General features: G+C 44.2%; 14 protein-coding genes. 4 read left to right on the forward strand and 10 right to left on the reverse strand.

The window, feature by feature from the left end:
• Positions 1–6: 6 nt before the first annotated feature.
• Positions 7–1,593, forward strand: a complete 1,587-nt coding sequence (locus tag MHB49_RS17010) for an extracellular solute-binding protein (RefSeq protein WP_405157156.1) — start codon at positions 7–9, stop codon at positions 1,591–1,593.
• A gap of 195 nt (positions 1,594–1,788) precedes the next feature.
• Complete coding sequence (locus MHB49_RS17015) at positions 1,789–4,425, forward strand: discoidin domain-containing protein (RefSeq protein ID WP_405156998.1); 2,637 nt, start codon at positions 1,789–1,791, stop codon at positions 4,423–4,425.
• A gap of 529 nt (positions 4,426–4,954) precedes the next feature.
• Here MHB49_RS17015 and xerS read toward each other — a convergent pair.
• The 6 genes from xerS to MHB49_RS17045 all read right to left on the reverse strand — a co-directional run bounded on the left by xerS (position 4,955) and on the right by MHB49_RS17045 (position 12,989).
• Entirely contained in the window at positions 4,955–5,923 is a 969-nt protein-coding gene (xerS, locus tag MHB49_RS17020) for a tyrosine recombinase XerS (RefSeq protein ID WP_405156999.1), read from the reverse strand.
• Positions 5,924–6,078: 155 nt separating this feature from the next.
• Complete coding sequence (locus MHB49_RS17025) at positions 6,079–7,734, reverse strand: ABC transporter substrate-binding protein (protein WP_179264772.1); 1,656 nt, start codon at positions 7,732–7,734, stop codon at positions 6,079–6,081.
• A 67-nt stretch (positions 7,735–7,801) separates the two neighbouring features.
• On the reverse strand, positions 7,802–8,698 hold the full coding sequence (locus MHB49_RS17030) for a carbohydrate ABC transporter permease (protein WP_179264771.1): 897 nt from the start codon (positions 8,696–8,698) through the stop codon (positions 7,802–7,804).
• 19 nt (positions 8,699–8,717) lie between these two features.
• Positions 8,718–9,680, reverse strand: coding sequence for a sugar ABC transporter permease (locus MHB49_RS17035; protein WP_090898437.1), 963 nt, complete (start codon positions 9,678–9,680; stop codon positions 8,718–8,720).
• A 268-nt stretch (positions 9,681–9,948) separates the two neighbouring features.
• Entirely contained in the window at positions 9,949–12,213 is a 2,265-nt protein-coding gene (locus MHB49_RS17040; protein WP_090898440.1) for an AraC family transcriptional regulator, read from the reverse strand.
• Between the two features lie 191 nt (positions 12,214–12,404).
• The gene (locus tag MHB49_RS17045; protein WP_405157000.1) at positions 12,405–12,989 is read right to left on the reverse strand and encodes a TetR/AcrR family transcriptional regulator; all 585 of its coding nucleotides are present in this window, start codon (positions 12,987–12,989) and stop codon (positions 12,405–12,407) included.
• A gap of 304 nt (positions 12,990–13,293) precedes the next feature.
• Between MHB49_RS17045 and MHB49_RS17050 the strand changes: the two genes are divergently transcribed.
• Positions 13,294–14,055, forward strand: coding sequence for an SDR family NAD(P)-dependent oxidoreductase (locus MHB49_RS17050; protein WP_090898446.1), 762 nt, complete (start codon positions 13,294–13,296; stop codon positions 14,053–14,055).
• Between the two features lie 175 nt (positions 14,056–14,230).
• On the opposite strand, the gene MHB49_RS17055 is transcribed toward MHB49_RS17050, so the two are convergent.
• On the reverse strand, positions 14,231–15,052 hold the full coding sequence (locus MHB49_RS17055) for an AraC family transcriptional regulator (RefSeq protein ID WP_090898449.1): 822 nt from the start codon (positions 15,050–15,052) through the stop codon (positions 14,231–14,233).
• A gap of 173 nt (positions 15,053–15,225) precedes the next feature.
• On the opposite strand from MHB49_RS17055, the gene MHB49_RS17060 reads away from it, so the two are divergent.
• Entirely contained in the window at positions 15,226–16,914 is a 1,689-nt protein-coding gene (locus MHB49_RS17060; RefSeq protein WP_405157001.1) for a glycoside hydrolase family 2 protein, read from the forward strand.
• 243 nt (positions 16,915–17,157) lie between these two features.
• On the opposite strand, the gene MHB49_RS17065 is transcribed toward MHB49_RS17060, so the two are convergent.
• From MHB49_RS17065 to MHB49_RS17075, 3 genes are read right to left on the reverse strand one after another with little or no spacing between them, the layout of a single operon-like run.
• Positions 17,158–21,069, reverse strand: coding sequence for a heparinase II/III family protein (locus tag MHB49_RS17065; protein ID WP_405157002.1), 3,912 nt, complete (start codon positions 21,067–21,069; stop codon positions 17,158–17,160).
• A gap of 34 nt (positions 21,070–21,103) precedes the next feature.
• Positions 21,104–22,672 (reverse strand): GH39 family glycosyl hydrolase, encoded by a 1,569-nt coding sequence (locus tag MHB49_RS17070; RefSeq protein ID WP_090898458.1) that lies wholly within the window; start codon positions 22,670–22,672, stop codon positions 21,104–21,106.
• A 60-nt stretch (positions 22,673–22,732) separates the two neighbouring features.
• A complete protein-coding gene (locus MHB49_RS17075; protein ID WP_405157003.1) occupies positions 22,733–25,081 on the reverse strand; it encodes a glycosyl hydrolase family 95 catalytic domain-containing protein in 2,349 nt (782 codons plus the stop codon).
• Positions 25,082–25,090: the final 9 nt, after the last annotated feature.

Genomic DNA, 25,090 nt, shown 5'->3' on the forward strand with positions numbered 1-25,090 from the left:
CTTGGCATGTTGACTGCTTGCGATCAGAACGGGACAGAGTCTGATGCCAAGCTGGATGAACGTTCCGGCTCATCAGAGTACCAGACCGTCTCAATTGCTTCACCCAATGACGATGGGAAATTAACTTACTGGGCAGAATTGAATGGCAATGCAGCAAGTATCAAGTCCAGCTTCAATGAGGTTCCTTTTTTTCAGGAATGGCAGCGGAGAACCGGAGTCAACCTTCAATTCATCCGGCCTCCCGCCAATCAGGCCAAAGAAGCGATTAATGTCCTGCTTACGTCCGGAGAGCTGCCGGATATGATTGAATACGAGTGGAGCAGTTACCCTGGTGGGCCGGAGAAAGCGATTAAAGACGGATATATTCTGCGATTAAACGATGTTATGGATCAATACGCACCTCATCTGAAGCAGTATCTGACCGAGCATCCGGACATTGATATGCAGATTCGCACAGCGAACGGAAGTTATTACGCGTTTCCTTTTATTCAGGGAGATGATAAGCTGCGAACCTATCAAGGGCCGATTATCCGAAAGGACTGGCTGGATGAGCTTGGACTTGATGTGCCAACCACGATTGACGAATGGCATACGATGCTTCAGGCATTTAAGGACAAAAAGGGATCTGACGCCCCGCTTACTTTTCTGGGTGTTCCGAATCCGTTGTTTGGTATCGAAGGCGGCGGTTTTATTGGCGCATTTGGCATTAAAAAGGGGTTCTACGTGGAAGATGGCCACATTAAGTTTGGGGCACAAGAACCTGAATATAAAGCGTTTCTCTCCTTATTTCGTGAATGGTACGCAGAAGGACTCATTGACAAGAACCTGGCTGCCGTCGATTCGGAGACTCAGGATACAAACATGACAACAGGACGCAGCGGCGCGAGTATCTGGAATGCAGGGGCGGGGATTGGTACATGGCTACCCATCTTGCAGGAGACGGATCCCCATGCAAAGCTTGTGCCAGCGCCATATCCTGTCATGAACAAAGGAGATCGCCCGAAATTCGGTCAACTTGCTCCCGCTATCGGTTCCAGTGGAGTCGCCATATCCAGCAAGAGCCGTCATGTGGAAGAAGCAGCACGGATGCTCGATTACGGATATGGGCCTGAGGGGCATTTGCTGTTTAACTTTGGGATCGAAGGTGTCAGTTTTGAGATGAAAGACGGGTATCCGACGTATACCGAGACTATTTTGAAAAACCCTGATAAGTGGTCACCGGCACAAGCGCTTGCGATGTACACCAGAGCAAGTTATTTTGGTCCATTTGTGCAGGATATGCGCTATATGGAACAATATTATATTTTGCCGGAACAGAAAGAGGCGGTGAAGCTATGGTCCAACACGGATGCTGTGCTCCACCAGGTACCGACACTTCCCAAGACCGAGAAAGAAAGTACCGAGATGTCAGTTATTATGCAGGAAGTGAACAAGGTTGTGGATGAGATGTCGCTCAAAATCATTTTTGGCATGGAGCCGGTGGATGCTTTTGATACGTACGTCGAGCAAATCAAGTCATTACAGATTGATCGTGCGATTGAGATTCAGCAGCAGGCTTTAGAACGGTATAATCGTGCCGTTCCCTCTAAATAAATCCTTATATTGTATAAAATGGACATTAGAGTGTCGTTTTTGTTGATGTAATTTCGTTCCCTCGTGCTCTACAATCGGTTATGACATGCTGAGTTGGCATGCACATGACTCTTGCTTGAGCAGGATCGGAGGTGACTATAGGGTTTCTTGAAACCGCTCACATACTCTGAAATCCAAAAGGAGGAGAACGAAAGCATGCGTAGAAAGTGGCCTTTTTTATTGTTGGCATTTACGTTGGCTGTTGGATTGTCTGTACCTGGAACCCCGGAAGTTCGAGCGTCAGAGGGCGAATCACAGCCATCTATTGATCGTGCCGGTGAGAATCTGTCTCTGGGTACGGATGGTAGAAGTAGGCTCTATCCAAACGATTGGTATCCAGGATATAAAGATGAACAGGGAAGGTTTCTCCATGACTTTTCGTATGCCGGTTACCGGCGTGGGGAAACAGAACTACCTAAAACGGCTAAAAACAAACGTATCGACGTTACCAAATCACCTTATTTTGCCGATCCTTCAGGGGGCCGTGATGCAACACAGGCTATCCAAAAGGCAATTGATGCTGCTGTTGCGTTAGGTGGGGGTGTCGTGTATCTTCCCAAGGGTACATATCAGGTTAAACCTCAGGACGGCAAGGATTATTCACTAAACATTCCTGCAAGTCGTGTGGTCCTGAAAGGTGACGGGATGAACAAGACTCATATCTACAATGCACAGCAAAATATGAAAAACAAGGATATTATCCGGATTGGTAACGGAGATTGGAAGAAAACCGGGATTTCCACGAAACTTCGCAAATCCGTTACTGATCCAACCGTCCTGCTACCCGTTGAGGACACAAGTGGGTTTGCAGTGAATGATTACGTGGTCATTTCATTCGAAACGACGCCAGGTTTCTTGCGTGAGTTGGGCATGCAAAACAAGTGGTCGTCACGTCTCGGTAAAGTAGAACCTTTATTCTATCGTCAAATCGTGGGGGTAGATCCGCAGAATAACACGATCACGCTAGACATTCCGACGCGTTATCCTATGAAACTGCGCGATAATATTACGATTAGTCAGACCGCAGATCCGATTGTTGAAGTAGGTTTGGAAGATTTCTCAATCGCAAACATTCAAAATGCGAAGTCGGGCCTTAGTGAAGACGACTTCAAAGTCGTTGGGACTGCTGGTTATGAAGCCGATAATGCCAAAGCGGTCAATGTGATTGCAGTGGCGAACAGCTGGATTCGAAATATTAACACCTATAAACCAGCTGGCAATACAGATTATCATCTGTTATCCAAAGGTATTATTCTGGATCGTACGAAGAACGTCACAGTGGATCATGTAACCATGCAGTACCCGCAGTATCGTGGAGCGAACGGGAACGGTTATTTATATCAATTTATAGGCAATGATAATCTTATTAAGAATAGTAAGGCAATAGGAGCTAGACATAGTTTCACATATGCCAACTTCTCTGCAAACGGGAATGTGCTGCAAAGTTCGTATTCTGAGAAGCCTTCATTACTGACTGATTTTCATATGTATTTGAGCATGGCGAACCTGATCGACAACCTGGTCGTCAACGGGGACGGGATCTCTGCCATTACGCGGGACTATGGATCATCCGAAACGAACCGTCATGGGGTCGTTACCACGGAAAGTGTGTTCTGGAATACGACCGGACAGGCGGCACACCCTAGTAAATCCGGCGTTATTGTAGAATCAGAACAATTCGGGAATGGATATGTCATTGGAACAAAAGGAAGGGACACCGGCGTGAACGTTAACATTGTTGGTTCCATTCCGGATGCGAATACGCAGCCATTTGATATGGAGGAAGGCATTGGGGAGGGCAATCGTTTATCCCCGCAAAGTTTATATCAGGATCAGAGTAAGAAACGAATCAAAGATATTCATCTGGGGCTTCAATCTCTGTTGGTGAACGGCGAAGCTATAGCGGGTATGCAGTTCTTAAGAACGGATTACGTTCATACTTTACCTTATGGCACAACCGAAACGCCGATCATCTCTGCAAAAGCTTATGACAAGGATGCAAAGGTTAAAATTAAACAGCCGCAAGGGACTAATGGAACTGGAGAGATCACTGTATCGTATCGGGGCCACAAACAGAACGTGCGAGTGAAGTTTAAGGTAGCTGATACACCAGTACTTCCTGAGAATATCTCCATCAGTCCTAATAAAACGCTTCCAGGATGGAGAGTTGCAGGCAATGCGATCAGTGCAGGAGCGAGCGGCGAATTATCCTCTTTTGTTACATTAGATAATGGTGAGATCATGAACATTGCAGAATTGGATGTTCCTGTCACGTATGCGTCAAATGATGATACGATCGGATATACAGAAGGAACTACATTCCATGCGGTAAAAGCGGGAAAGGTCGACATCATCGTGAGCTGCGTCTTTAATGGCGTAACGGTCGAGGCACGGGAGAAATTTGAAGTCAAAGAGCCTATAGCCGAACCGGAAGGAAGTTCAGATGACGGCAATCTGCCGATCCATACGATCGACCGTGATCCAGACTCCAGATGGTCCGCAGATGGAAAGGGACAATACCTGCAGTTGGAGCTCGAGCAACAGACCGAAGTAGGGCAGGTAAGCATTCAATTCTATAATGGCCATACGCGATCCAATTATTTTGATTTGGAGATATCAGTTGATGGTATTAATTACCAAAAGGTATTAAGTAACGTGGCCAGTAAAAAACAGGCTGCTTATGAAACGTTTGAATTTGAACCGGTTCAAGCCAAATTCATTCGTTATGTTGGGCAAGGAAACGAATCCAATACCTGGAACAGTATTATTGAATTTTGGGTGCACGTGAATTAAAAATGACGTAGGATAAAAATCAAAAGAAATTCAGAGAATCAAATATAATATGCGCTCATTATAAAGCTGGAATGAGTGCATATTATATTTAAGATAACTGAGTTGTGTGATACGACAATTATAATATGCGGGATCACATATTTATCCATACGAAATTAAAAATATCTCGGGGGTTATAAAAAGAAAAAGCCACATTTATCCATGAGATGTAAAAGCGAGATGGAATTAATTAACTGATTGGATTTGAATTATAACAACTGTTTCACAAAACTCGTATTTTGTACATATGTCTATATTAGCTGCGAACAATATTGACATAAAGTTCCCTACCAAAATGACACAAAGTACCCTACTTTCACGCAATCATGCCCTCAATGGAGTGAATTTCGAACTTGATCTGTTCCTTTAGTTGTTCCTTTAGTAATTTTTCTAGTCTAGTAGGCAACTTTCTGATGTCATTCTCCAGTCTGGTAGGCAACTTCATGTCATTCTCCAGCCTGGTGGGTAACTTTATGTCACTCCCTCCGGATTATTTATCCATGTTGTTTACAGCGCTTCTCATTTGATCATCTGTTAAGTGCGTATAAATCATTGTAGTTTGTATTGAAGAATGTCCTAATTGATTCTTTAATTTTGGGACATCATTATTCTCAATATGATAACGTGTGGCAAATGAATGCCTCAAAGAATGAACCGTCAAAGCCGGCTTTCCAAAGGCTGTTGCATATTTCTCAACAAGTTTTTCTATAGAACGTTGTGTTAAACGTCTATTTTTACCTTTGCGTCCTACAGGTGCTGAAATAAACAAAAATCTTTCGTTTTTTTCTGGGGTATATCTTGTTTCCCTTATCTGCAGGTAATTCTCGATATCTAGGGATGCTTGGCTGCTAAAATAAACATATTGCTCTTTTCCCCCTTTTCGGACTACTCTTACAGATGATTTCGTCAGGTCTAAATCCTCAAGATTGATTCCGGAAACTTCCGATAATCTAAGTCCTGATCCTAAGATTAATGAAATTATTGCCGTATCTCGTTCACGATTAAACTGATGGAAATTCATGATACGTTTATTTGTTTTGTTTAATTCGCCATAATCGTATGCTACAAACACTCTAAAAGCTTCAAAATCATTTTCTCTCAGTATTTTCCCTTCCATACGATTCGCGATCGTTTCCTGACTTTCTTTTACTGCATTCAAGTCCATTTTAGCCATAACATTTCGTTGTATATAAGGCTTTAAATCAATTGTTTCGGCTTTATTCTGTAAGTAATCAAATAAGGACTTAAGAGAAGAAAGCTTACGGTTTATTGTTAGCTTATTATTCCCAAGTTGATACTCCAAAAAAGACAAAAAGCTTTCTGTTTCACGTATCGTTAATGTATCTAGAGTGGATAATTCAATTTCTGTTCTTTTTTGAACTGTGGTAAAGTTCTCTGTAATCAGCCAATCAAAAAAGATAATATAATCGTAGCAGTAATTAATTTGTATTTTGAGCACTATATTTTATATTCAACCTCATATACTGTACTCCTTTGTCTATAAAACACTTTTTTTGTCGAACAATACATAAATTTATCTATATAAGAGCGAGCCATGGAATTGTACATGTCCATAGCTCGCTCTTTACCATCTAAAGCAAAATTATCTTCCTCTTATTTCTGACTGGCATCATATGCTTCCTGAATAATTTGTGCGTAACGCTCCAACCCCATTTGGTTCATTGTATCTACATAAGTGCCCCATTCGCTTTCCAGGTCAGCATCCCCTGTGATGAATCTGGCTAGCATTTCTTTTTTATAATCAATAATGGTCTTCTCCAGATTCACCAGTTCGGCAGCCTGCTCTTCGTCATAGAACAGTGGAGGAATGACTAGACTGCTGTCAGCTTTGTAAGGTTCGTATTGCTTAGCAGCCTCAAAGAGGATAACCTCCAGTGGAAATTCGTCGTTTCGTTTTTCTCCGAGTCGTAGATCTGCTGGATAGTAACGAGGTGCACGGGTCTGCCAGCCAACATTGCTGTCTGCCGTTTTTTCCTTTAATTTCTCCCAGACTGCTGGCTTGCCATTGATTCCCGTTCCCTCTTCAGCCCAGTCCCAATACTCGCCCATCGTTCCTGTGTCTGAGCGAAGACTGACCTCACCTCCATCTAATAGGCCATCTGCCCATCGGAACGCAACTTCAGGATATTTGGAGTTGTTTGTAATCACGATGCGTCCCGAAGTGATTCCTTCATACGGATTCGTCCATGCGATGCGCGTCCCGTCAGGGCCAGCTAGGGGTGGAAGAGCAACGTACTCTTTATATCGCTCCTGCCCGTATGCTGTGCAACCATATAAACCGCCAGGACAGCTTCCAACTCTAGGAGCATCTCCTCCCTCACCCATCTGTCTGTACTGCGCATTATCCTGCGTAAACGTTTCTGGAGCAATCAATCCCTCCGAATATAGGCGCTTCATGTAAGCCAATCCTTCTTTCCATGGGTCTTGTATGAAAGCAGCGACAACCTTGCCTTGATCCAGCATCATACCTGTCTGGGTACTTCCCATTGGGTTATAAATAAAAGAGTTCATCAGGAAACCTTCAATTTCGGTATTCCATCCTCCAACAGCGCCCGCAAGTGGAATTTCGTCGGCTTTCCCGTTTCCATTGGGGTCTTGTGTCTTAAAAGCTTTCAACACGTTATAATATTCTTCAGTTGTCGTTGGCATTTTAAGGCCCAGATTATCCAGCCATGTTTTGTTGATCCACATCCGTTTGGCATAATCACAATGAAAACATTCCCCGATGTCTGGAACGCTGTATATATTCCCGTCAGGAGCAGTAATGACTTGCTGCACTAACGGTTTTTCATCAAAGATCTTCTTCATGTTGACGCCATATTTTTCAATCATATCGTTTAGAGGCAAAAATGTACCGGATTTTCCATATAACATCTCGGTAGCTGGCTTGATCTCCATGCCGATAATCATATCCGGATAGTTGCCACTGGCAAGGGCTAGATTAAGCGTCTCTTCGAAGCCATTCTCGGGAGCAACCTCAAATTGAATGTGTACATTGGTTTTTTCTTCGTACCATTTCGTAAATGTATTTGTATCAAAATCAACCCCCGATGCTCCGCGGATAAGTACCTTGAGCGTCACTTTTTCTTTGACGATAGGAAAACTTCCTGGTTCGGTCATATTTTCCTCAACAGTTACAATTCCCTCGTTCTGCGAGGACTCAGTATTGTTCCCGGCAGGTGAGCAAGCGCTTGTAAGGAAGACGAAAACCAACATTAACATCCAGAACAACCGTACATTTCTTCTCATCCTCTGACCCCTCTCTTCCGATTCCTGATGGAATGTATATCAGGGCAAAAGCGCAAAACGTTATGCTTCAGCCTTTTAATGAACCGATCATCATACCTTTGACAAAATACCTCTGCACAAAAGGATACACAACCATAAGTGGCAACGTAGATACCACGATAAGCGAATATTTCAGCAATTCTCGAATCCCTTCTCGCTTGACGAGCTCCTCTGTGCTACTCATGGTGGAAAAATCAATCTGATTCTGGATCAGGATGTCTCGCAGCACTAATTGCAACGGAAACAGTTGTGGATCGCGCAAATAGATCATCGCACTGAAATACTGATTCCAGTGGCCAACCGCATAAAACAACGAGATGACCGCTACAATCGGACCGGATAAGGGCAGAACAATTTTCCATAAAAACTTGTAGTCATTGCATCCGTCCATCTGTCCTGCTTCCAGAAGTTCTCTGGATATGGTTGTCTGAAAATACGTTCTCGTAATGAGCATGTTCCAGACTGACAGGGCCGCAGGCAAAATCAGCGCCAACCGGGTATCAAGCAACCCCAAGTCCCGGACAACGAGATACGTGGGGATCAGTCCCCCGGAAAACATCATTGTGAACACAAACAGAAAAGTAAATATGCCTCTGCCTTTTAAGTCATGACGGGATAACGGATACGCCGCCAATATCGTAAACATCACATTGATAAAAGTACCTGCAACCGCATAAACCAATGAATTCATAAATCCTGTCCAGATCATACCGTTGGCAAAAACAGCCTTGTATCCGTCCAATGTTGGTTTGACAGGCCATAGCCAGACCTTTCCGGATACAACCGATTCGCTTGCACTAAATGATGCGCTGACGATATACACCAGAGGATAGAGCACAGCCAGAAGCAGGATGATCAACACACTGTGATTGATTATGTCAAAGATGAGATCTCCTTTACTTTTGCGAATGGATATGTTTGACATCGTTCTCCCTCCCCTATGCTTACCACAGACTGTTGCCTGTACGTCGTGCCATCCTATTCGCAATGACCAGCAGAATAAGCGCAACCACATTTTTAAATAAACCGATTGCCGCGGCTGCCGAATACTGCGGAACAGCTCCTTTAAGGCCGATATTGTACACGTACGTATCAATAATTTCTGATGTACGCATATTTAGTGGATTTTGCATCAAAAGCACCTTCTCAAATCCCAAATCCATGAAATTACCCATTTGCAAAATAAAGAGCACGGTAATGACTGGGATGATGCCTGGCAGATCCACATGCCACATTCGTCTTACTTTTGAGGCTCCGTCCATCAATGCGGCCTCATGAAGCGTGGGATCGATGGCTGACAAGGCAGCCAGATAAATAATGCAGGAAAAACCAATATTTTGCCATAAGCCGGACAATACGTAGATCGTTTTGAAATATTCTGGTTTGGCCATAAAGTGAACAGAATCAACCCCAAAAAAACCTAAAATAACGTTTAACGCTCCAGTTCCAGGCTGCAAAAATTGCATTGTAATTCCGACGAGTACCACAACTGATATAAAGTGCGGAGCATAGGTTATCATCTGTACACTCTTTTTGAAAAACGTGTTTCGGACATAGTTAAGTCCCAGCGCCAGCAGAATCGGCAACGGGAATCCCACCGCCAATTCATACAGCGCCAAGGAGAGCGTATTTTTCAGTATTCTTACAAATTGATACGAGTTCAAAAAACGTTCGAAATGCAGCAGGCCAACCCAATCACTTCCCCATATTCCTTTGGTTGGAACATAATTTTTGAATGCAATTAGCGTTCCATACATAGGGACATACTTGAAAATAATCAGGTACGCTAAAGGAAAAATCAATAAGCTGTACAATTGCCAACTTTTGATCCAGGGTCTCCCACGATGCCCGGATTCAGTCATCTCTTTTGGTGGTCTGGTTGTAACCTGTACTTGCGGCTTCTGCATTCATTTTCTCCCCCCTTATGCCATATTTGGTTATGCAGCGAATACACAACAAACATAATGAAAACGCTTAATTTCGTAAAGTTTCATTTTTCAGATTCATGTGCAATCTTTAAGATTTACATAATCTAGTTCTTCTAACAACGAATTATATATAAAAAAACTTGGCACACTGCATGTGCGCCAAGTTTTTGAATCATAATGTGAAATCTTCCGCAGCTTCGTTGCTAGTCTATATTTGCACTCTATCTGTGCTGTAGATTTGCCTCCATTACGCTTGTCGGTACTCTGAAGGTGTTCTTCCTTCACTCCGCTTAAAGGCTCGAATGAAGGAATTCGAAGAATTATAACCGATGGAAACGGCTATTTCTTGGACGTTGCTATCCGTTCCATTCAAAAGCTCCTTGGCGCGGGCTATGCGCAGTTGCTCCAGATATGTGGAAAAATTGCTTCCTACCTGTTCCTTAAAAAATTGTGAAAAATATGCCGATGATATGTTGAATTCCCTGGCTACCTTGGAGGCACTAAGATCGGAATCGAAGGCGTTCTTCTGAATAAAGGCAGTCAATCGATCGCGCAATTCTATGTTATGGCTCCGTTTATTTAGGTGAATGAGCGAACCGAGCGACAGGAAACGGTCATGAATTTGTCCATAATAGTCAACAGCATCTCTGACACAACGAATCTGAACATATTCTTCCGGACTGGTTTGCATATTTTTCAATTCGATCAACACTTTAGCCAACGTGCCAAGAAGTTCATTGAGGAACAATTGCAGCATGGACAAGCTCAGTTTGCGGTTTACCATATTTTCTTGATACAGACCGTGCAGCAAGTCCTGCATTCGTTCTATGTCCCCCGTCAATGTGCATTGGACAAGCATCGCTTCGAGTTCGGGAGGATAGTATGCAAATGACTGGTTTTCAGGCTGGCCGTCGTACCAAACAAAACGATGGCGTGGGTCCCAAACATACTGGCGAAATGCTGTCATAGCCTCCTGATACGCATGTGGAAGCTCCCATAGATTTGTTACCATACTGCTCGCGGTGACAACCACATCCAGCTCTTCTTCCAGGTAGAGAGAATGATTTCCTAAAATATGAAGTAGAATTTGTTCCACTAAACGAAGATCTTGAATTTCTTCGTCCCCACAACAGTAAATGATGGACAGATGATATGTATCCCAATCGTGCACGTGGATGCTCTTTGCGGCATCGCTGAAGCGCAGTGCCTCTTTGACAATTATTTTTTTGCCCTCGACTTCCCTCAATATATCCGCATCAACGCCATCTCCATATCCTGTGAAATGAATGGTGATTACAAGATAACCGGTACTGTCGAATTCGAGCCCCGCATGTTTCATAAGTGATTGAAGATGGTCCTCAGAACTGAAGTACCCTTTAAGCAGCTGTTCATAAAAAGTGGTTTGAAGGATAGGAAGCTGCTCCTTGTGCAACTTCTCCATAATATGCTGACGTTCTGACAAGCCGCCTACCTTTTGCTCAATCCAACTATATGCATTCCCGAAAAACAGTTTGGGTTCGCTCTGTTCGGTAAAGTGGCGGGTCAGCCTGTGTAGGGAAAGGCTGTGGCGATGTGCCAGTCCGATGGAGATAACAAGTCCTAGGAATACAAAGATCAGTAACACGTAGAGAATGGACTGTGTAATTTCAAGAGAACGCTCGGCGACAATCGCTTGGGGATGAGCAGTTACAAAGGTCCAGCCGAGTTGATGAGACGTGGTGGATGCTGTGATCATATCCTTAAGATTTACATCTTTGACCACGGACGGAACAAGGCCTTCCACACCGGTACCGGACACGTAACTGATGATCTGCCCCTTCTGATCTGCAATATAAGACAGGCTGCCTTCCGATAACTGCATGCTGCCCAGTAGCTCATGAATTTTCCGATTATCCATAAGAACTAGCAGAGCCCCATGGACTTCCCTCCCGTTGCCCATTGGGCGAATGAAGGGTATGCCAGAGACAGTTTTCCCAGCCAAGGTCAATTGCATAGCAGGCTGGAAGTTTCCGTTCAGTTGAAAGAATCGGTCCTGCCAATGATCCCGCGAACCCTCATCGTATTGGAAGTATAATTCGTACAATTGTGGAAAGGTATAAATTTTATCACTGTTTACAGCCATACTACTACGCTTGAAAAGCACAAAATAATCCAGAATGAAGTCATTACTCAAAGATAATTGCTTCAGCGAACTGCTGACACTTTTAAAACGGTATGGGTTGGCCTGCTCGAAAGGTTCGCGAATAATCAACGCTCGACGAACGGAGGGAAGCGAAACGATATCCCACATTGTCTGCTCCATCTCGGAAATACGAATCTCTAGCGTTCGCCTAGTTTGTTCAAGAGCCATATCGTTGGCATACAAAATATCTTTTTTAACGATCTTTAACGATTTACTATAGGTAAAACCGAGGCAGGAAGCCAGTAAGATAACAACAGCAATATAGGGAATCACTAAACGAAAGAATAGCGGTCTATTATTCAACCATTTTCTTACCACGGCAAAATTCATTCACTCACCTCTCCTCAATTGATAACGGTTTCAATTGTGGTCATCAATTTTACTTACTTAAATGCGTTTTAGCTTTTCGCTGCTGTGTTCCTTCAATTAGTTGAAATTACATAGGTGCCATTCCTATATATCGCCCCCCCTTCCCATACCTCAAATTCCCAATTCATTAAAAGCAATCAGTCTTCATCCCTTTAGAAAAATGTCCGATGCATTCCTAATTCCCAATGATTATAAATAATGTCAGCTACTTTGGCTGCAGAAGTGGTCGGAGCTACTTCATACCAGCATTTTAAAATGCTCATCGTTGTGGAGGCGTACAAACGCGCAAAAAGTTCCTTTCTTTCTGAGAATTCGTCCTTATCTTCTTGGGTAAATATGTTCCGAATTTTATTCTCCAGTAAGGACTGCATATCCTCAAAAACATAAAGTTCCAGATTTTTATTCCACAAAAGAAGATACCATTCTTTCTGACTCCATAAATGCTCAAGATGCTGGACTATAACACTACGAGTCTGGGAGGAACTTTGATCGTCAAACGTAATAAACGTCAGGTCAATAGCACGATCAAGGTCTTGAAGAGTCGCTTTAACTAGTTCATCACGAAGATGGTACTTGTCGGTGTAGTATGTATAAAATGTCGAGCGATTGACTTTCGCAGCAGTTGAAATGTCTTTAATTGTGATTGATTTAAATGTTTTTTGACTGACACATAACGAAAATCCACTTTTTATGTGTTCGAGTGTTTTAAGTACTCTTAGATCTTGTTCCGTTTTCATTTCGTAACACCTTTCTCTAATCCAACAAATGAAGTGCCATCTGTAGGTTATCCTACAAATTGGACAAACTCTGCTTATATTAATTTAATTTTTATGCTTTTATAATTGACATGTGACAGAATTATGAATTTAATTGTTGGGAAAATCAAGTTAATAATGGACAAAGATTAATCTGTGTACAATAAAGAATTTCATTTGCTTAAAAATTATAAGCACACAACACAGCGTTATTCAACCTAAGAAAAGGATTTTCCCAGACATAAAGAATTCAACACAAAAATTAACATGTTGCAGGAGGATAACAATGTATAACTTAATGGAAAAAAAGGCAGGGTTCGTAACGGGAGCAGGCTCAGGTATTGGCCGAGCTAGTGCAATTGCATTTGCTCAAGCAGGTGCAAAGGTAATGGTAGCTGATATCAACAAAGAGGCAGGTCTTGAAACTGTACAACTAATTAATGACTTTGGAGGCGTTGCAAGCTTTGTTAGAACAAATGTAGCTGTTGAAGGAGATATTATCAGACTTGTACAGACAACAGTATCGGAATTTGGACAACTGGATTTTGCTCACAATAATGCTGGAATCACACTGCCCCCGGCCCCCATGGCGGATTCTTCTACGGAAGACTTTGACCGTGTGGTCAAAATAAATTTGTATGGAACTTATTATGCCATCAAACATGAAATTCAAGCTATGTTGAAAACGGGCGGCGGAGCAATTGTTAACACATCTTCTGGTTTTGGTCTGATCGGCGGTCAGAATCAAGCAATCTATTCTGCTACTAAATTTGCAATAAACGGAATTACAAAAAGTGTAGCTATGGAATATGCTGAAAAAGGTATTCGTGTCAACGCTATTTGTCCGGGAATGACGGCGACTCCAATTCTTAGCTGGTTAGACAATGCACCAGAACAAGCAGCATCGTTTAAATCAACAATTCCAACCGGTAAGTTGCAAACTGCCGAGGATCAAGCCAACGCAGCTGTTTTCTTGTGTTCAAATCTTGCAGGTCAGATTACAGGCGTTGCCTTGCCTGTTGATGGCGGTTACACGGCTGGCAGATAAGCACCAGAAATGTAGGCCTCCTCTATATGTGTATTTTGCGCCTGAGATGTGCATTGGTTGCCCTGACCCCATTGGGAAAGGTTATCCGATGCACTTCTTTTTGTATCCATGGCGATATAGTTACTGGAGATTCTGCCTGTAAATAAGTTTTTCACTTCTATAAAATTTTACGTTTCTAGCGTTTCTCATTCTTTCGGAACATGGATGGTGATACACCTTTCCAATTGCGAAAAGCCTTGCTGAAATGATATTCATCATGATATCCGCACTGTCTTGCGATTCTTTTAAATGTGTAGTTCGTATAAGTCAGATAACGTTCAGACTGACGTAGCCTCACCTCAGTTAAGTATTCCTTGGGAGATTGTCCAATATGACTCATAAACATTTTACGAAGATAAGATTCGGATATGGCATATTTGCTTGCTATTTCTCGGATGAATAATTGTTCCTCAAACCGTGTCTCTAGTTCTTCTTTTATCTTAAAAATAATGGAAGTTGTGTTTCCCGGTTCAGAAAAATGATCCGGGCGGTGCAATATAGCAAGTAGTTTCAATAGCAAAGCACAACTTTCCATCTCACGATAGTGATTTCCTAATAACCACGATTCCGTGATTTCATTAAAAGCATGATCTAGTCGTAAGGCTCGCTCTGAATGATATCTGCTGTAAAATGGAATGTCCATCCTGTGAATAGATTGAGGTAACTGCCACTCTGGTGTTTGATATGAAACCGCACAACAGTCAAACAAAATCATACTAATGGTCAATGGTGACTCTTTAGAATTTTCCATATGCATCTGTGCGCCAGGTTCCATATAAAATAACATTCCCTGAATCACCTCATAAGTTTGATCTTCAGTATGGAATGTTCCCTTACCTTCATGAATCCAATAAAAGGTATGTACAGACGTATTGTTGCGAATATCCGACCAATCCATCGGTGTCTGCTTCCGTGAGCTCCATACGATTCGAACTACCAAATCTAAGGGATTATACATTTCGTTCAACCTCCTACACAGACTATCCTACAATGTTTGTTGAGATAAATAAAATCAAATTTGGAGCGATTTATACATCCTTAAGATCGAATTGACCATGGATAACCTCTTCCCAATTCGTTAACTTAAATGTATTACCGCACATTGTATTCGACATGGGAGGATTTTGAAAAATGATTAGACTTTTTGATACGCATCATACTCGGATCAGCACTGAACTTGAAGGTCTGTGGGAGTTTTCTCCCGTAGATACCATAGGCGAACGACCAAAAGAATTTCCTTTTAAGCTACCTGTTCCAGGATGCTGGGAGAGTCACCCTCATTTTGGCACCTATAGAGGGAAAGCTGTATATAGAAGAGTAATTTCGGTATCCAGTCAGACCCATATCCGGTTGGAATTCAAAGGGGTGAGTCATACGGCCCATGTCTATTTTGATGGGGAATTTGTTAAAACCCACTACAACGCTTATACTTCATTCGAAGTTATAATCCCCAATGCTATTGCTGGAGAACATGAAATTTTAGTGTATGTTGACAACTCCTTTAGTGAGGCATCTGCGCTACATTTCCCTAATGACTATTACACTTATGGTGGCCTTATTCGCCCTGTTGTTTTGGAAGAAATAAGTGATTTGTACATTGAAAATATTATGTTTACTCCCCTACTCCAAGCAAATCAATGGAATGGACGATGGAAAGTGATGATTCGCAATATCAGTCAATCTCCCCAACAAGTTCAGGTTATTGGAGAACTTGCGGGAATAAAATCTATTCTAGGAAGCTGTGAGGTTGGGCCTGGGGGACAAGCAGAACTTATCCAAACAGTATCGTATCCGAATGTGTTGGAGTGGTCTCTTGACAATCCAAGTCTCTACCAGTTGCAAACCAAACTAATAACAAATGAACAACTAGTAGATGACCTAGTGGACAGGGTTGGATTTAGAGAAATTAATATTTCAAACGGACAGTTACTTTTAAATGGGCATAAACTCAAGCTAAAAGGTGTTAATCGGCACGAAGATCATCCCATGGTGGGATGTTCATTTCCTTTATCGCTCATGGTAAGAGATTTGGATCTAATTGAAGAAATGGGATGCAATGCAGTCCGGACGAGTCATTATCCGTATGACGAAAGGTTCCTTGATTTATGTGACGAGCGTGGGATTGTGATTTGGGAAGAGAACCACGCTAGAGGATTGAGTCTTGAACAAATGCGTAATCCCAATTTCGCGTGGCAGAGTGAGCAAGTAACTCGAGAAATGGTCGAACAACACTTTAATCATCCCTCCATCATCATTTGGGCTATATTAAATGAATGTGCCAGCAATACGGAGGAAGGCAAAGTCCATTATGCCAAACAACTGACCATCATTCGCGAATTAGATCCTAGTCGCCCGCGTTCTTTTGCATCTCATCACAGAGATCAGGAACTGTGTTTTGATCTTGCAGAAATTGTATCATTTAATCTTTATCCCGGTTGGTATACGGACGAAAAGCCTGAGGAATTAGCTTTGGAAGCCATTCAGTGGGCCAATAAACTGGGTGGCGCAGACAAACCCATTATCATGAGTGAATTTGGTGCAGATGGATTTTATGGCTTTCGAAGTAATAACCGGGAAAAAGGCTCAGAAGAACGGCAAGCTGACATCCTGCGCAATTGCTTAAATGCATATCAAGCATCAACAGATATTTGTGGCATGTTTATATGGCAATTTAGTGATTGCAGAGTGACTGAAGGCGAAGGGTGGTTGCTGACTCGCTCCTGCACACGGAATAGTAAAGGACTTGTGGATGAATATCGCAGGCCCAAGCTTGCGTATGACGTTGTGAGCTCCATTTATAAAAGCGAAGACAAAAAGTAAGATAACCATTATGTTTACAATGCCATAAACTTTGCTCGGATAGACAGGTGCTCTGGATCATCAGGAGAAAACAATCCCGATATGATATTTGTAGCACATGCGTGATCCATCCTTCCATCATGCACCTTAAATATATAACATAGGGCTATTTTGCAGAATTGACACATTCAGTCCTGCAAAATAGCTTTCTTGTGTGATTGCTTTATTACGCCTAACATGACTTCAGTTTTTAGCGATTGTAATTTACGTGTTAGAATGTGGAATCAATACGCGCAGTTGTCCACCATCGAGCGATAACCTAATCTGGCTCTTTATTTCCGGAATGATCTCCTTATTTCTTGTATCCATCAACGTGTGTTTATACCTCAGCTCAGTTGTTACAAATTCGTCACTCGTGTTGACAACTAATATGGCCTCTACACGATCCAATTTCCTGATCTGGTAAGCTAACGCATGCTTTTCCGAGCACTGAATCGGTTCAGTTATCAGGCCTTCGCAACCTGTTGGATGAGCAAATAAAACAGTCAGTAGTGGTTCATTGCGTCCAGCTTTTATTCTCAGATAGTTCAGCTGTGACTTTCCTTCCACCAATGGTGCAATGGGATAACTTCTTCCCCACTCTTGGATGATATCAGCACACTGAGGAAGCAGACTGATTGTTTCTAAATCAATACCGTAATGCCCGCTGGATAAGGCACGCTGACCTTTAATGGACGTTGACTTAGCTGCTAAAGGCAGATTCATTCTCGTCCCTTCTTCCGCATTCCGGATCACATCCCATAAAATCAAGGCATCCAGTCCATTTTTCATATATGCAATATGACGAGTATGGCTGCCTGGACCTGTCGGACTCTGAATACGTATCGTTATCTCATCTAACAGATCAGAAGTACGTAGATGCTGGACTTCGCTCACTCGAGGCATATCGACGTATTGCCCTTTATGGCAGAACTGGATTACGCTATGAGAGGAGGAGCCTTTATACCATGCAAATGTGCTGTCAAAATAACTTTCTACCCCTGGATCGACCACAAGCGGAATTCTATTTACATACCAGATAAAGGAAGCTTGGTCATGGTGTCCATGCCCTACGGGTGTCCGGCTTGAGATCACCGACAGATATCCTTCATCCGGACGATTAAAGTTCTGGCGGAAAAGATATAAGCCAATATCTTCGAAACTTCGCGATACCAAATGTAGTGTTTTTGAATCTGAGGCCAAAGTATCGATGCTAGATGGCATGAAGAAGTTTTCCAGCATATTCGATTCCACGCCGAATCCGCATAATGGCTTTCCAGCTCTTATCCAAGTCTCATATACCTGTGCACCAAGTTCTGGATCAGAGGAGATGATCTCATCCACATACAGCCCAAGAACCGCGAAACCGCCTCCGTTATCAAGCGTGTGATCTCCAAAGTTGGGTGTGCTGATTTTGTTGTCAAAAAACATATAGGGCGGCGTTTGTACCGACAACGCATATTTGAAGGTACTGCTGAACCGAGTACCTTGAAACCAGTTCTCTCCGGTCATGTGGCGAAGTGTCTTGGCGAATGTACCATAACGCTGGATGACAGCGAACAGATAACGGATTGACTCTGGCCAGGAGCCATCCTCGTTAATGTGATAGTCCAGCTGGCCCTTTAGGATTAACCTAGCATTATCCAGCCATTGTCTTGCATGTGGCATCTCCGGAAATGCCAGTGCGAGCATCGCCGCTCCTGCCGCCATGTCTGTATGCCAGTTACTGGTTCCCTGCTGGGCGCGATAAGCTCCAAGTTCTGTTCGATCACGCAGATCCATCAGATCACGGATCAGATAATCCAGTTGAGCCATCATCCGTTCGTATTCCTCTTGTGAGAATACATTCGCATCCCGGATCAGTGAGTACGAGGTGGCAATCAGCGTAGTGACACGTCCGATCTGTACTGCGCCATATGCATCCAGCCCGTCAGGACGTACATTGTGAACAAGCCAGGACTCCACTCCCTGACAGTAATCATTAAGCAACCATAACATCTGGAGTTTCACTTTCTCAGCATAACTCCGCTCGCCAGTCATGGCATACATCAGCGCATCCGCCTGAAAAGATACCGTAAGCTTAAGCTCTGGATTGCCCGGTAGTGATTTCTTGTTATGAATGCCGTGGAAAGAACCCACTTCTCTGCCGACTGCATCCTTGAATGTGAGCACAGCCTGAACACCCTTTTTAAACTTTCCTTCGACCTTTGCAAAATACATGAGCGTATGGTTCACTCCCCCTTGCAACGGGATATCCTTGTCATAAATCCAGGCCCCCTCGTCTTCTGACGTCGGGTTTTCCAGATAAATGGAATGACTGCCGTCCTGCACATATTCCTCGCGGTCTTCCCAGTGCAATACTGGTTTTCCCTTGATTGCCACGGGCGTCCAGTGTTTCGGAAGCTGCTTCCCTTCATTGAATCCACTATTTTCAATTTCCAAATTGGCATCATGTGCAGGCAGAATGCTTACACGATCAATCCAGACATGACCCAGTTTGTAATGCTCCTCGTTGTCTTCTGAAGGAAGAACGAAGGCAAGGGATGCCGATGCTGCATTTTCTGGCGGGGTGAAGGTAAGCAGTCGCGAGCGAGTCCACAAGCCAAATTGTTTATTCAGCAAAGTCCAGTCCGGTTCGTCCTGCATCACGGAAGCGTACGTTTGCAGATCAGCCAGACTTCTCCGTTCAGACCATTCTCTGACCTTCTGAAATTCACGTTTGAGTTCGTCATTGCGTTCCGTTTTTTCACGAAGTTCGGTCAGTCCCTGAGTGGTGAAAAATAAATTCCACTTTCCGTGCAAATCGCTTCGTAAAACCCGGCTGTGCCTAAGATGACGCATAGCGTTGAGAAGACGAACCAGTGCACTGCCAGACACAGACACCTCTTCTGTCTTTAGCTGTGATCGGGCTAAGCATTCCGCATTGGACAATTCCTGCTGTACTTGCTGATAAGCTTCGGGGTCAACCTGTCCCAGTTCGCTACCGGGCTTTTCATTCGCCAGGACTTGCTTCGCTCGCTGGCATATTTCTCTTACTTTTTGCTGCCAAACATCCTCCTGAACCTCATCCCAGAACAGTTCAATCAGAGGTCTTTTTTGTTGTTCCGATTGGTTACAGGTGTAAAATCCGCAAGGTAGCTCTCCCTCTCCCAGGGTCAGTGCCAGCTGCAGCTTTCCTCCCTTCTCCATGGAACGAATGACATACTCGGATAAATCGGCATAACTGAAACCTTCAGCGAAGCCTAGTTGGAACGAACGTAGATACTGATCCGCACAGGGCTGCATCTTCGGTTGTTGTTCAATTTGGCGGTATGTCAACTGCTCCAGTGTCTGGAAGTGATGATTTGAATGTTCTAAGGCATACAGATCTACGCTTTTCCCATCGGTATGATGATTAACAAGTCGCAGACGGGCATGACGAAGCCTGCGTTGATCTAGAGAAGGCAAATCGAATGACAAATAGGCGATGCTGCCTGGCTCCAATTCTACGGCTGGGAGGTCACCCCGTGACATATCTGCTGTTCTCTCGTTTACACATCCAATGGAAGAAGCATATACCTTCTCCGTTTCATAACAGTCTGCCATAATATGCTGATAGGTGTACCATTCTATAGCAGGTCTGAGCCCATACGTGCCCATGTTGTAGCTGGGTGCCATCGTACAATGTTCGGTCACTGCCTGTATATCCTCATCCGGTCGTGGCTCAATAAAAGCGCGATTACGGACAAATGGTGCCGTATACGTCCCATTCAATGCCGCCTCTGCTCGTGTAATTTGATCCATCAGGGCTACCTTTGCCCCTTCTGTGTATTGCTCTGCGTCTATTAAAAGTATCGCCCGGGCTTTGAATACAAGACGGATAAGCTCTCGTCGATACGTTGAAAATTCAAGCAGGTTATTCTCTTCATTGATGACTCGGTTCGAACAATGTACCCTGCTCAGGAATTGGTCCATTCCATCGAGTAGATGCCGGATCGTCGATTTGTCACGCTGTGTTTGTTCTTCTGCCTCCACCAGTGTGACAATGGTTTTCCAATCGCTTTCAGCATATTGTCCCGGTTCAGTTCCCACCACCGCGCGTTCTACCCAATCTTTGGCCAATGTCAGCACAGAGCCGGTTTCCTGCGTTTTCACCATGATTACTAATTCCTTCCCTTAAACATATTTGCCGTTACACCTCTTCGGACAATAAGGCAATAGCCCAAGGCCCGATGTTAAAATCGAGTGTTAGTCTACCATTGCTATCAGCCGTAAATTTCCTTTCGTTCAATTGATTTGCATAGGCAATCAGCTGTTCGGTCTGCTCTCTGCTCGGGGAATTTGGACTACCCATCTCATTCCACAACTGCACCGCAACGCCATGGTCGCGATCGACGGTTCTCAATACATATTGCCCCCCCGGAGTAACTTGCTCCACGACCAGATTGAACGTTTTGCTGCTGCCGAAGGACTGTGCTGTTTGCGCTACGGTCTGATCAGGATATACGGACATGGGTACCGTCCCTTTATAGTCTTCTGGATAATTGTAAAACAACCCGCGAAGTTCTCCTTTATCTGTGCGAGTAATCACCGTACCTTCATTTCGTGCAAGTTCATGCTCTCCAAGTTGATTCAGAAACGAATAGGCATGGAAAGTTGGTTTCGGTATACCTTGCAAGTTCAGCATTCCGAATCCGCCATGAAAAGCCGCCGGCCCTGCGCCAACTTCTTCAAAGACATCTGTGAATACCCAGTAAGACAAGGAGTCGATCAGGTCAGACACTTCGAGATTCGTCTTGACCACATACGCGGCTGCGGGCAAATAGTCATGACTACAATCTCGCGAAGAAGGACTGCTGCTCCATTCGGTGAGATGGATTTCGACATCTGGATAAGCGCTGCTTGCAATCACACGTTTCAGCCATTCAATATCGTCTTTAGTAGAACTGGCATGTCTGGATCTTCCTTGAAACTCACCGTGCCCATCCAGGGCAAAGTCTGTCGGGTATGGATGAGTTGATATAAAATCAATGGGCAGTTTCTTTCGCTCACAAAAAGCGAGGAATTCCTCAATCCATACCCCTTTCCATTCCAGCGAGTCTAAGTCTTCCGTTACCAGTGTTAAATGGGTGGAGATGTCTTCTAACTCACCATCAAACCTTGCATCCGGAACAAAATTGCTCGTAGCCGGTCCACCGACGCGAAGACGGTCATCGATAGCCTTGATTGCTGCGACAGACACTTGATACAACCTGAAATATTGCTCCTTCGTTCCATCCCAGAATGCACTCAGGTTCGGCTCGTTCCAGACCTCGAAGTACCAGTTCTTAACTTCCTCCAGACCATATCGCTGGGTCCAGTGTTCAACCAATTTTGAGATTAATTTCGCCCATTTGGCATAATCATTCGGAGGTGAAACATTACCTTTCCACCAAAATTGGGTACGTTCCGTGGACGCCAGATCGTTTGGCATAAAGCCAAATTCAACAAAAGGACGTATCCCCAAGTCCAGCATCGCATCAAATAGTGCATCAACATACTGGAAATTGAACACTTCCTGTCCATCAACGATCTTGTATACATGCATATCATCGTGAAGCAAACCATGGAATCGTAAGTATCGGAATCCCCCATATTTCACTGCTTTGAACAAGTGGTTCTGCCAGTCTGCACGCAGTCCTTCATTGGCTCTGCCTGCCCCGACACAAGCTGACCATATATGATTTAATGGTTTGGATTCTCCCTGAAAATTAATATTCATTTATACCCCTCCGTTATCGATTCGTTCTCGTATTGTAATCATGCGTATCGGCCAGTGTAATCAGTTACGGTATCTACCGAACAGCTCATAAGTGTATCCTGCTTCCAGTTCCAACGTTATCGGCTCGCCGTTTGTGTTTATATCGTCGGAAAGGTTAGTACCAGCTCCCTGCTGTCGGATCTCGTTGATCTGCTGTGCCAGAATACTGGCCATCCCGGTCTGTGTAGCGGTAATGCAGGCAACTAGTCGTCCGTCTGCAAACCATTCGATATCCACGATATAGCCACCACGCGCTTTCAGCCCCTTTACTTTCCCTTCAGACCACGCCGGAGGCAGAGCCGGGAGAATCGACAACGTTCCGGTGTGACTTTGCAATAACGCTTCAGCAATACCTGCTGTCGCACCAAAATTGCCATCAATCTGGAATGGCGGATGATTATCCAGCAGATTCGGTAACGTAGAGTGTTTTAACAGAGATATCAGATTTTGATAGACTTGTTCTCCATCAAGCAACCGGGCCCAGAAATTAATCAACCATGCCCGGCTCCACCCGGTGTGACCTCCCCCGTTCTCCAGACGACGTTCGAGTGTTACACGTGCAGCACGACTAAGCTCCGGCGTATTCGTAGGTGTAATACGATTACCAGGATACAGGGCAAACAGATGGGACATATGGCGGTGTCCCGGTTCTGCTTCCTCGTAATCCTCCAGCCATTCCATGATCTGTCCATGCTTCCCGATCTCGATTCCGGGAAGGCGATCTCGAACCGAAACCAGCTGATTTCGGAACTCCTGATCCTTGTTCAATTGAATCGACGCCTCGATACAACCTGTAAATAACTCGTGTAGAATCTGGTTGTCCATGGCCGGACCATAACATAACGTCCCCTTTTCCCCACTCGGTAGCATGTAGGTGTTTTCTGGAGAAACAGACGGACTCGTCACCAGTCTCCCATCCGGAAGTTCACTCAGATAGTCGAGGAAAAAGACAGCAGACTCCTTCATCGTTTCATAAGCCCGTCCCAGAAATGGCAACTCGCCACTGTACAGATAATGCTCCCACATATGAAGACATAGCCAGGCCGCCCCCATCGGCCAGTGTGTAGCTGGCATATACGTATCCTGTGGAGCGGTGTCTGCCCAAATATCCGTATTATGATGGGCGACAAACCCTTCACATCCATACATGACTTTGGCCGTGTGTCGCCCAGGCTCTCGCATCCGTTCAATCAGATCGAACAGAGGTTCATGGCATTCAGACAGGTTGCATAATTCGGCTGGCCAATAGTTCATCTGGGTATTGATATTTATCGTATACTTACTATCCCATGGCGGCGTAAGATGTTCATTCCATATACCCTGCAAGTTGGCGGGCAATGATCCGGGCCGACTGCTCGCTACGAGAAGATAGCGACCGAATTGAAAATACAGACCCACCAACCCATGATCTGATTCACCAGCCTTTACACGTTCTAGTCGCGCGTTGGTAGGCAGATGCTCCAATTCCTTATTTACTGGACCTAACTGGAGTGACATCCGATGGTACAATGCCTGATAATCCTTCCGATGCCGTTCTTTCAATGTATCTATGGAATACCTGGCAAGCTGTTGCAGACGCGTATCACATTCCTCTAGCGGTTGATCGTAGCGAAATGATGTTGCCGCGGTAAGTGATATGAAGACTTCATCCGCGTTTCCCACCAGCAAAGTTTCCCCCAGAATCTGTACCGAACCTCCAACCGTCTGTACCTGTATGGCTGCCGCGTAGTCGACTCCGCCCCCGCCTGTACTTCCATGCATCGCCATAGAGTTGTCTCTTAGGCGAATCATTCCATCCATATGACGTTTGCGTACACCCCCGGACAGCTGCACATCCACATGGATGCTTCCTGGTTGATCAGCTGTCAGATGAATCATCATTGCATTGTCAGGATAACTAGTGAATATTTCCCGCCGATGTGATATTCCGTTTTGCATATAGGTTACCGCAACATGTCCTTCCTCCAGATTCAACTCACGGCGGTAAGACTGAGGTGCATTAATCTTCCCTGGCAATGGATTTCGAAAGGTTAACGTCAGGTCACCCAAAGGCAGATAGTGACGCTGGGATTCAGGAACTCCCGAAAGGGCAAGCAATGCAAGACGTTCAGCTTCCTGAAGATGCCCCTCCATAAGTAAGTCACGAATATTCCCCAGATGTGCAGCAGCATCCGGATTGTTCCGATCCGTAGCCCCGCCATACCATAAGCTGTCCTCATTCAATTGAATAACTTCCTTCGTGATGCCGCCATAGATCATTCCCCCCAACGTACCGTTACCAATGGGCAGACATTCGTTCCATTCTTTCGCTGGCTCGTCGAACCATATCGTAGATTGATTACTGTTAGCGTTTTCCTTGACCATGCTCATTTTCCAGCT

Origin of the sequence: Paenibacillus sp. FSL K6-0108, from assembly GCF_045040695.1 — a bacterium.
In the GTDB taxonomy this organism is placed as follows: Bacteria; Bacillota; Bacilli; order Paenibacillales; family Paenibacillaceae; genus Paenibacillus; species Paenibacillus pabuli_B.

Bases quoted from the DNA above. Each gene is read 5' to 3' on its own strand.
- MHB49_RS17075 (WP_405157003.1), bottom strand. From the start codon at position 25,081: ATGAGCATGGTCAAGGAAAACGCTAACAGTAATCAATCTACGATATGG.
- MHB49_RS17060 (WP_405157001.1), top strand. From the start codon at position 15,226: ATGATTAGACTTTTTGATACGCATCATACTCGGATCAGCACTGAACTT.
- MHB49_RS17045 (WP_405157000.1), bottom strand. From the start codon at position 12,989: ATGAAAACGGAACAAGATCTAAGAGTACTTAAAACACTCGAACACATA.
- MHB49_RS17015 (WP_405156998.1), top strand. From the start codon at position 1,789: ATGCGTAGAAAGTGGCCTTTTTTATTGTTGGCATTTACGTTGGCTGTT.
- MHB49_RS17050 (WP_090898446.1), top strand. From the start codon at position 13,294: ATGTATAACTTAATGGAAAAAAAGGCAGGGTTCGTAACGGGAGCAGGC.
- MHB49_RS17025 (WP_179264772.1), bottom strand. From the start codon at position 7,734: ATGAGAAGAAATGTACGGTTGTTCTGGATGTTAATGTTGGTTTTCGTC.
- MHB49_RS17035 (WP_090898437.1), bottom strand. From the start codon at position 9,680: ATGCAGAAGCCGCAAGTACAGGTTACAACCAGACCACCAAAAGAGATG.
- MHB49_RS17065 (WP_405157002.1), bottom strand. From the start codon at position 21,069: ATGGTGAAAACGCAGGAAACCGGCTCTGTGCTGACATTGGCCAAAGAT.
- MHB49_RS17040 (WP_090898440.1), bottom strand. From the start codon at position 12,213: ATGAATTTTGCCGTGGTAAGAAAATGGTTGAATAATAGACCGCTATTC.
- MHB49_RS17010 (WP_405157156.1), top strand. From the start codon at position 7: ATGTTGACTGCTTGCGATCAGAACGGGACAGAGTCTGATGCCAAGCTG.
- MHB49_RS17055 (WP_090898449.1), bottom strand. From the start codon at position 15,052: ATGTATAATCCCTTAGATTTGGTAGTTCGAATCGTATGGAGCTCACGG.
- MHB49_RS17030 (WP_179264771.1), bottom strand. From the start codon at position 8,698: ATGTCAAACATATCCATTCGCAAAAGTAAAGGAGATCTCATCTTTGAC.
- MHB49_RS17070 (WP_090898458.1), bottom strand. From the start codon at position 22,672: ATGAATATTAATTTTCAGGGAGAATCCAAACCATTAAATCATATATGG.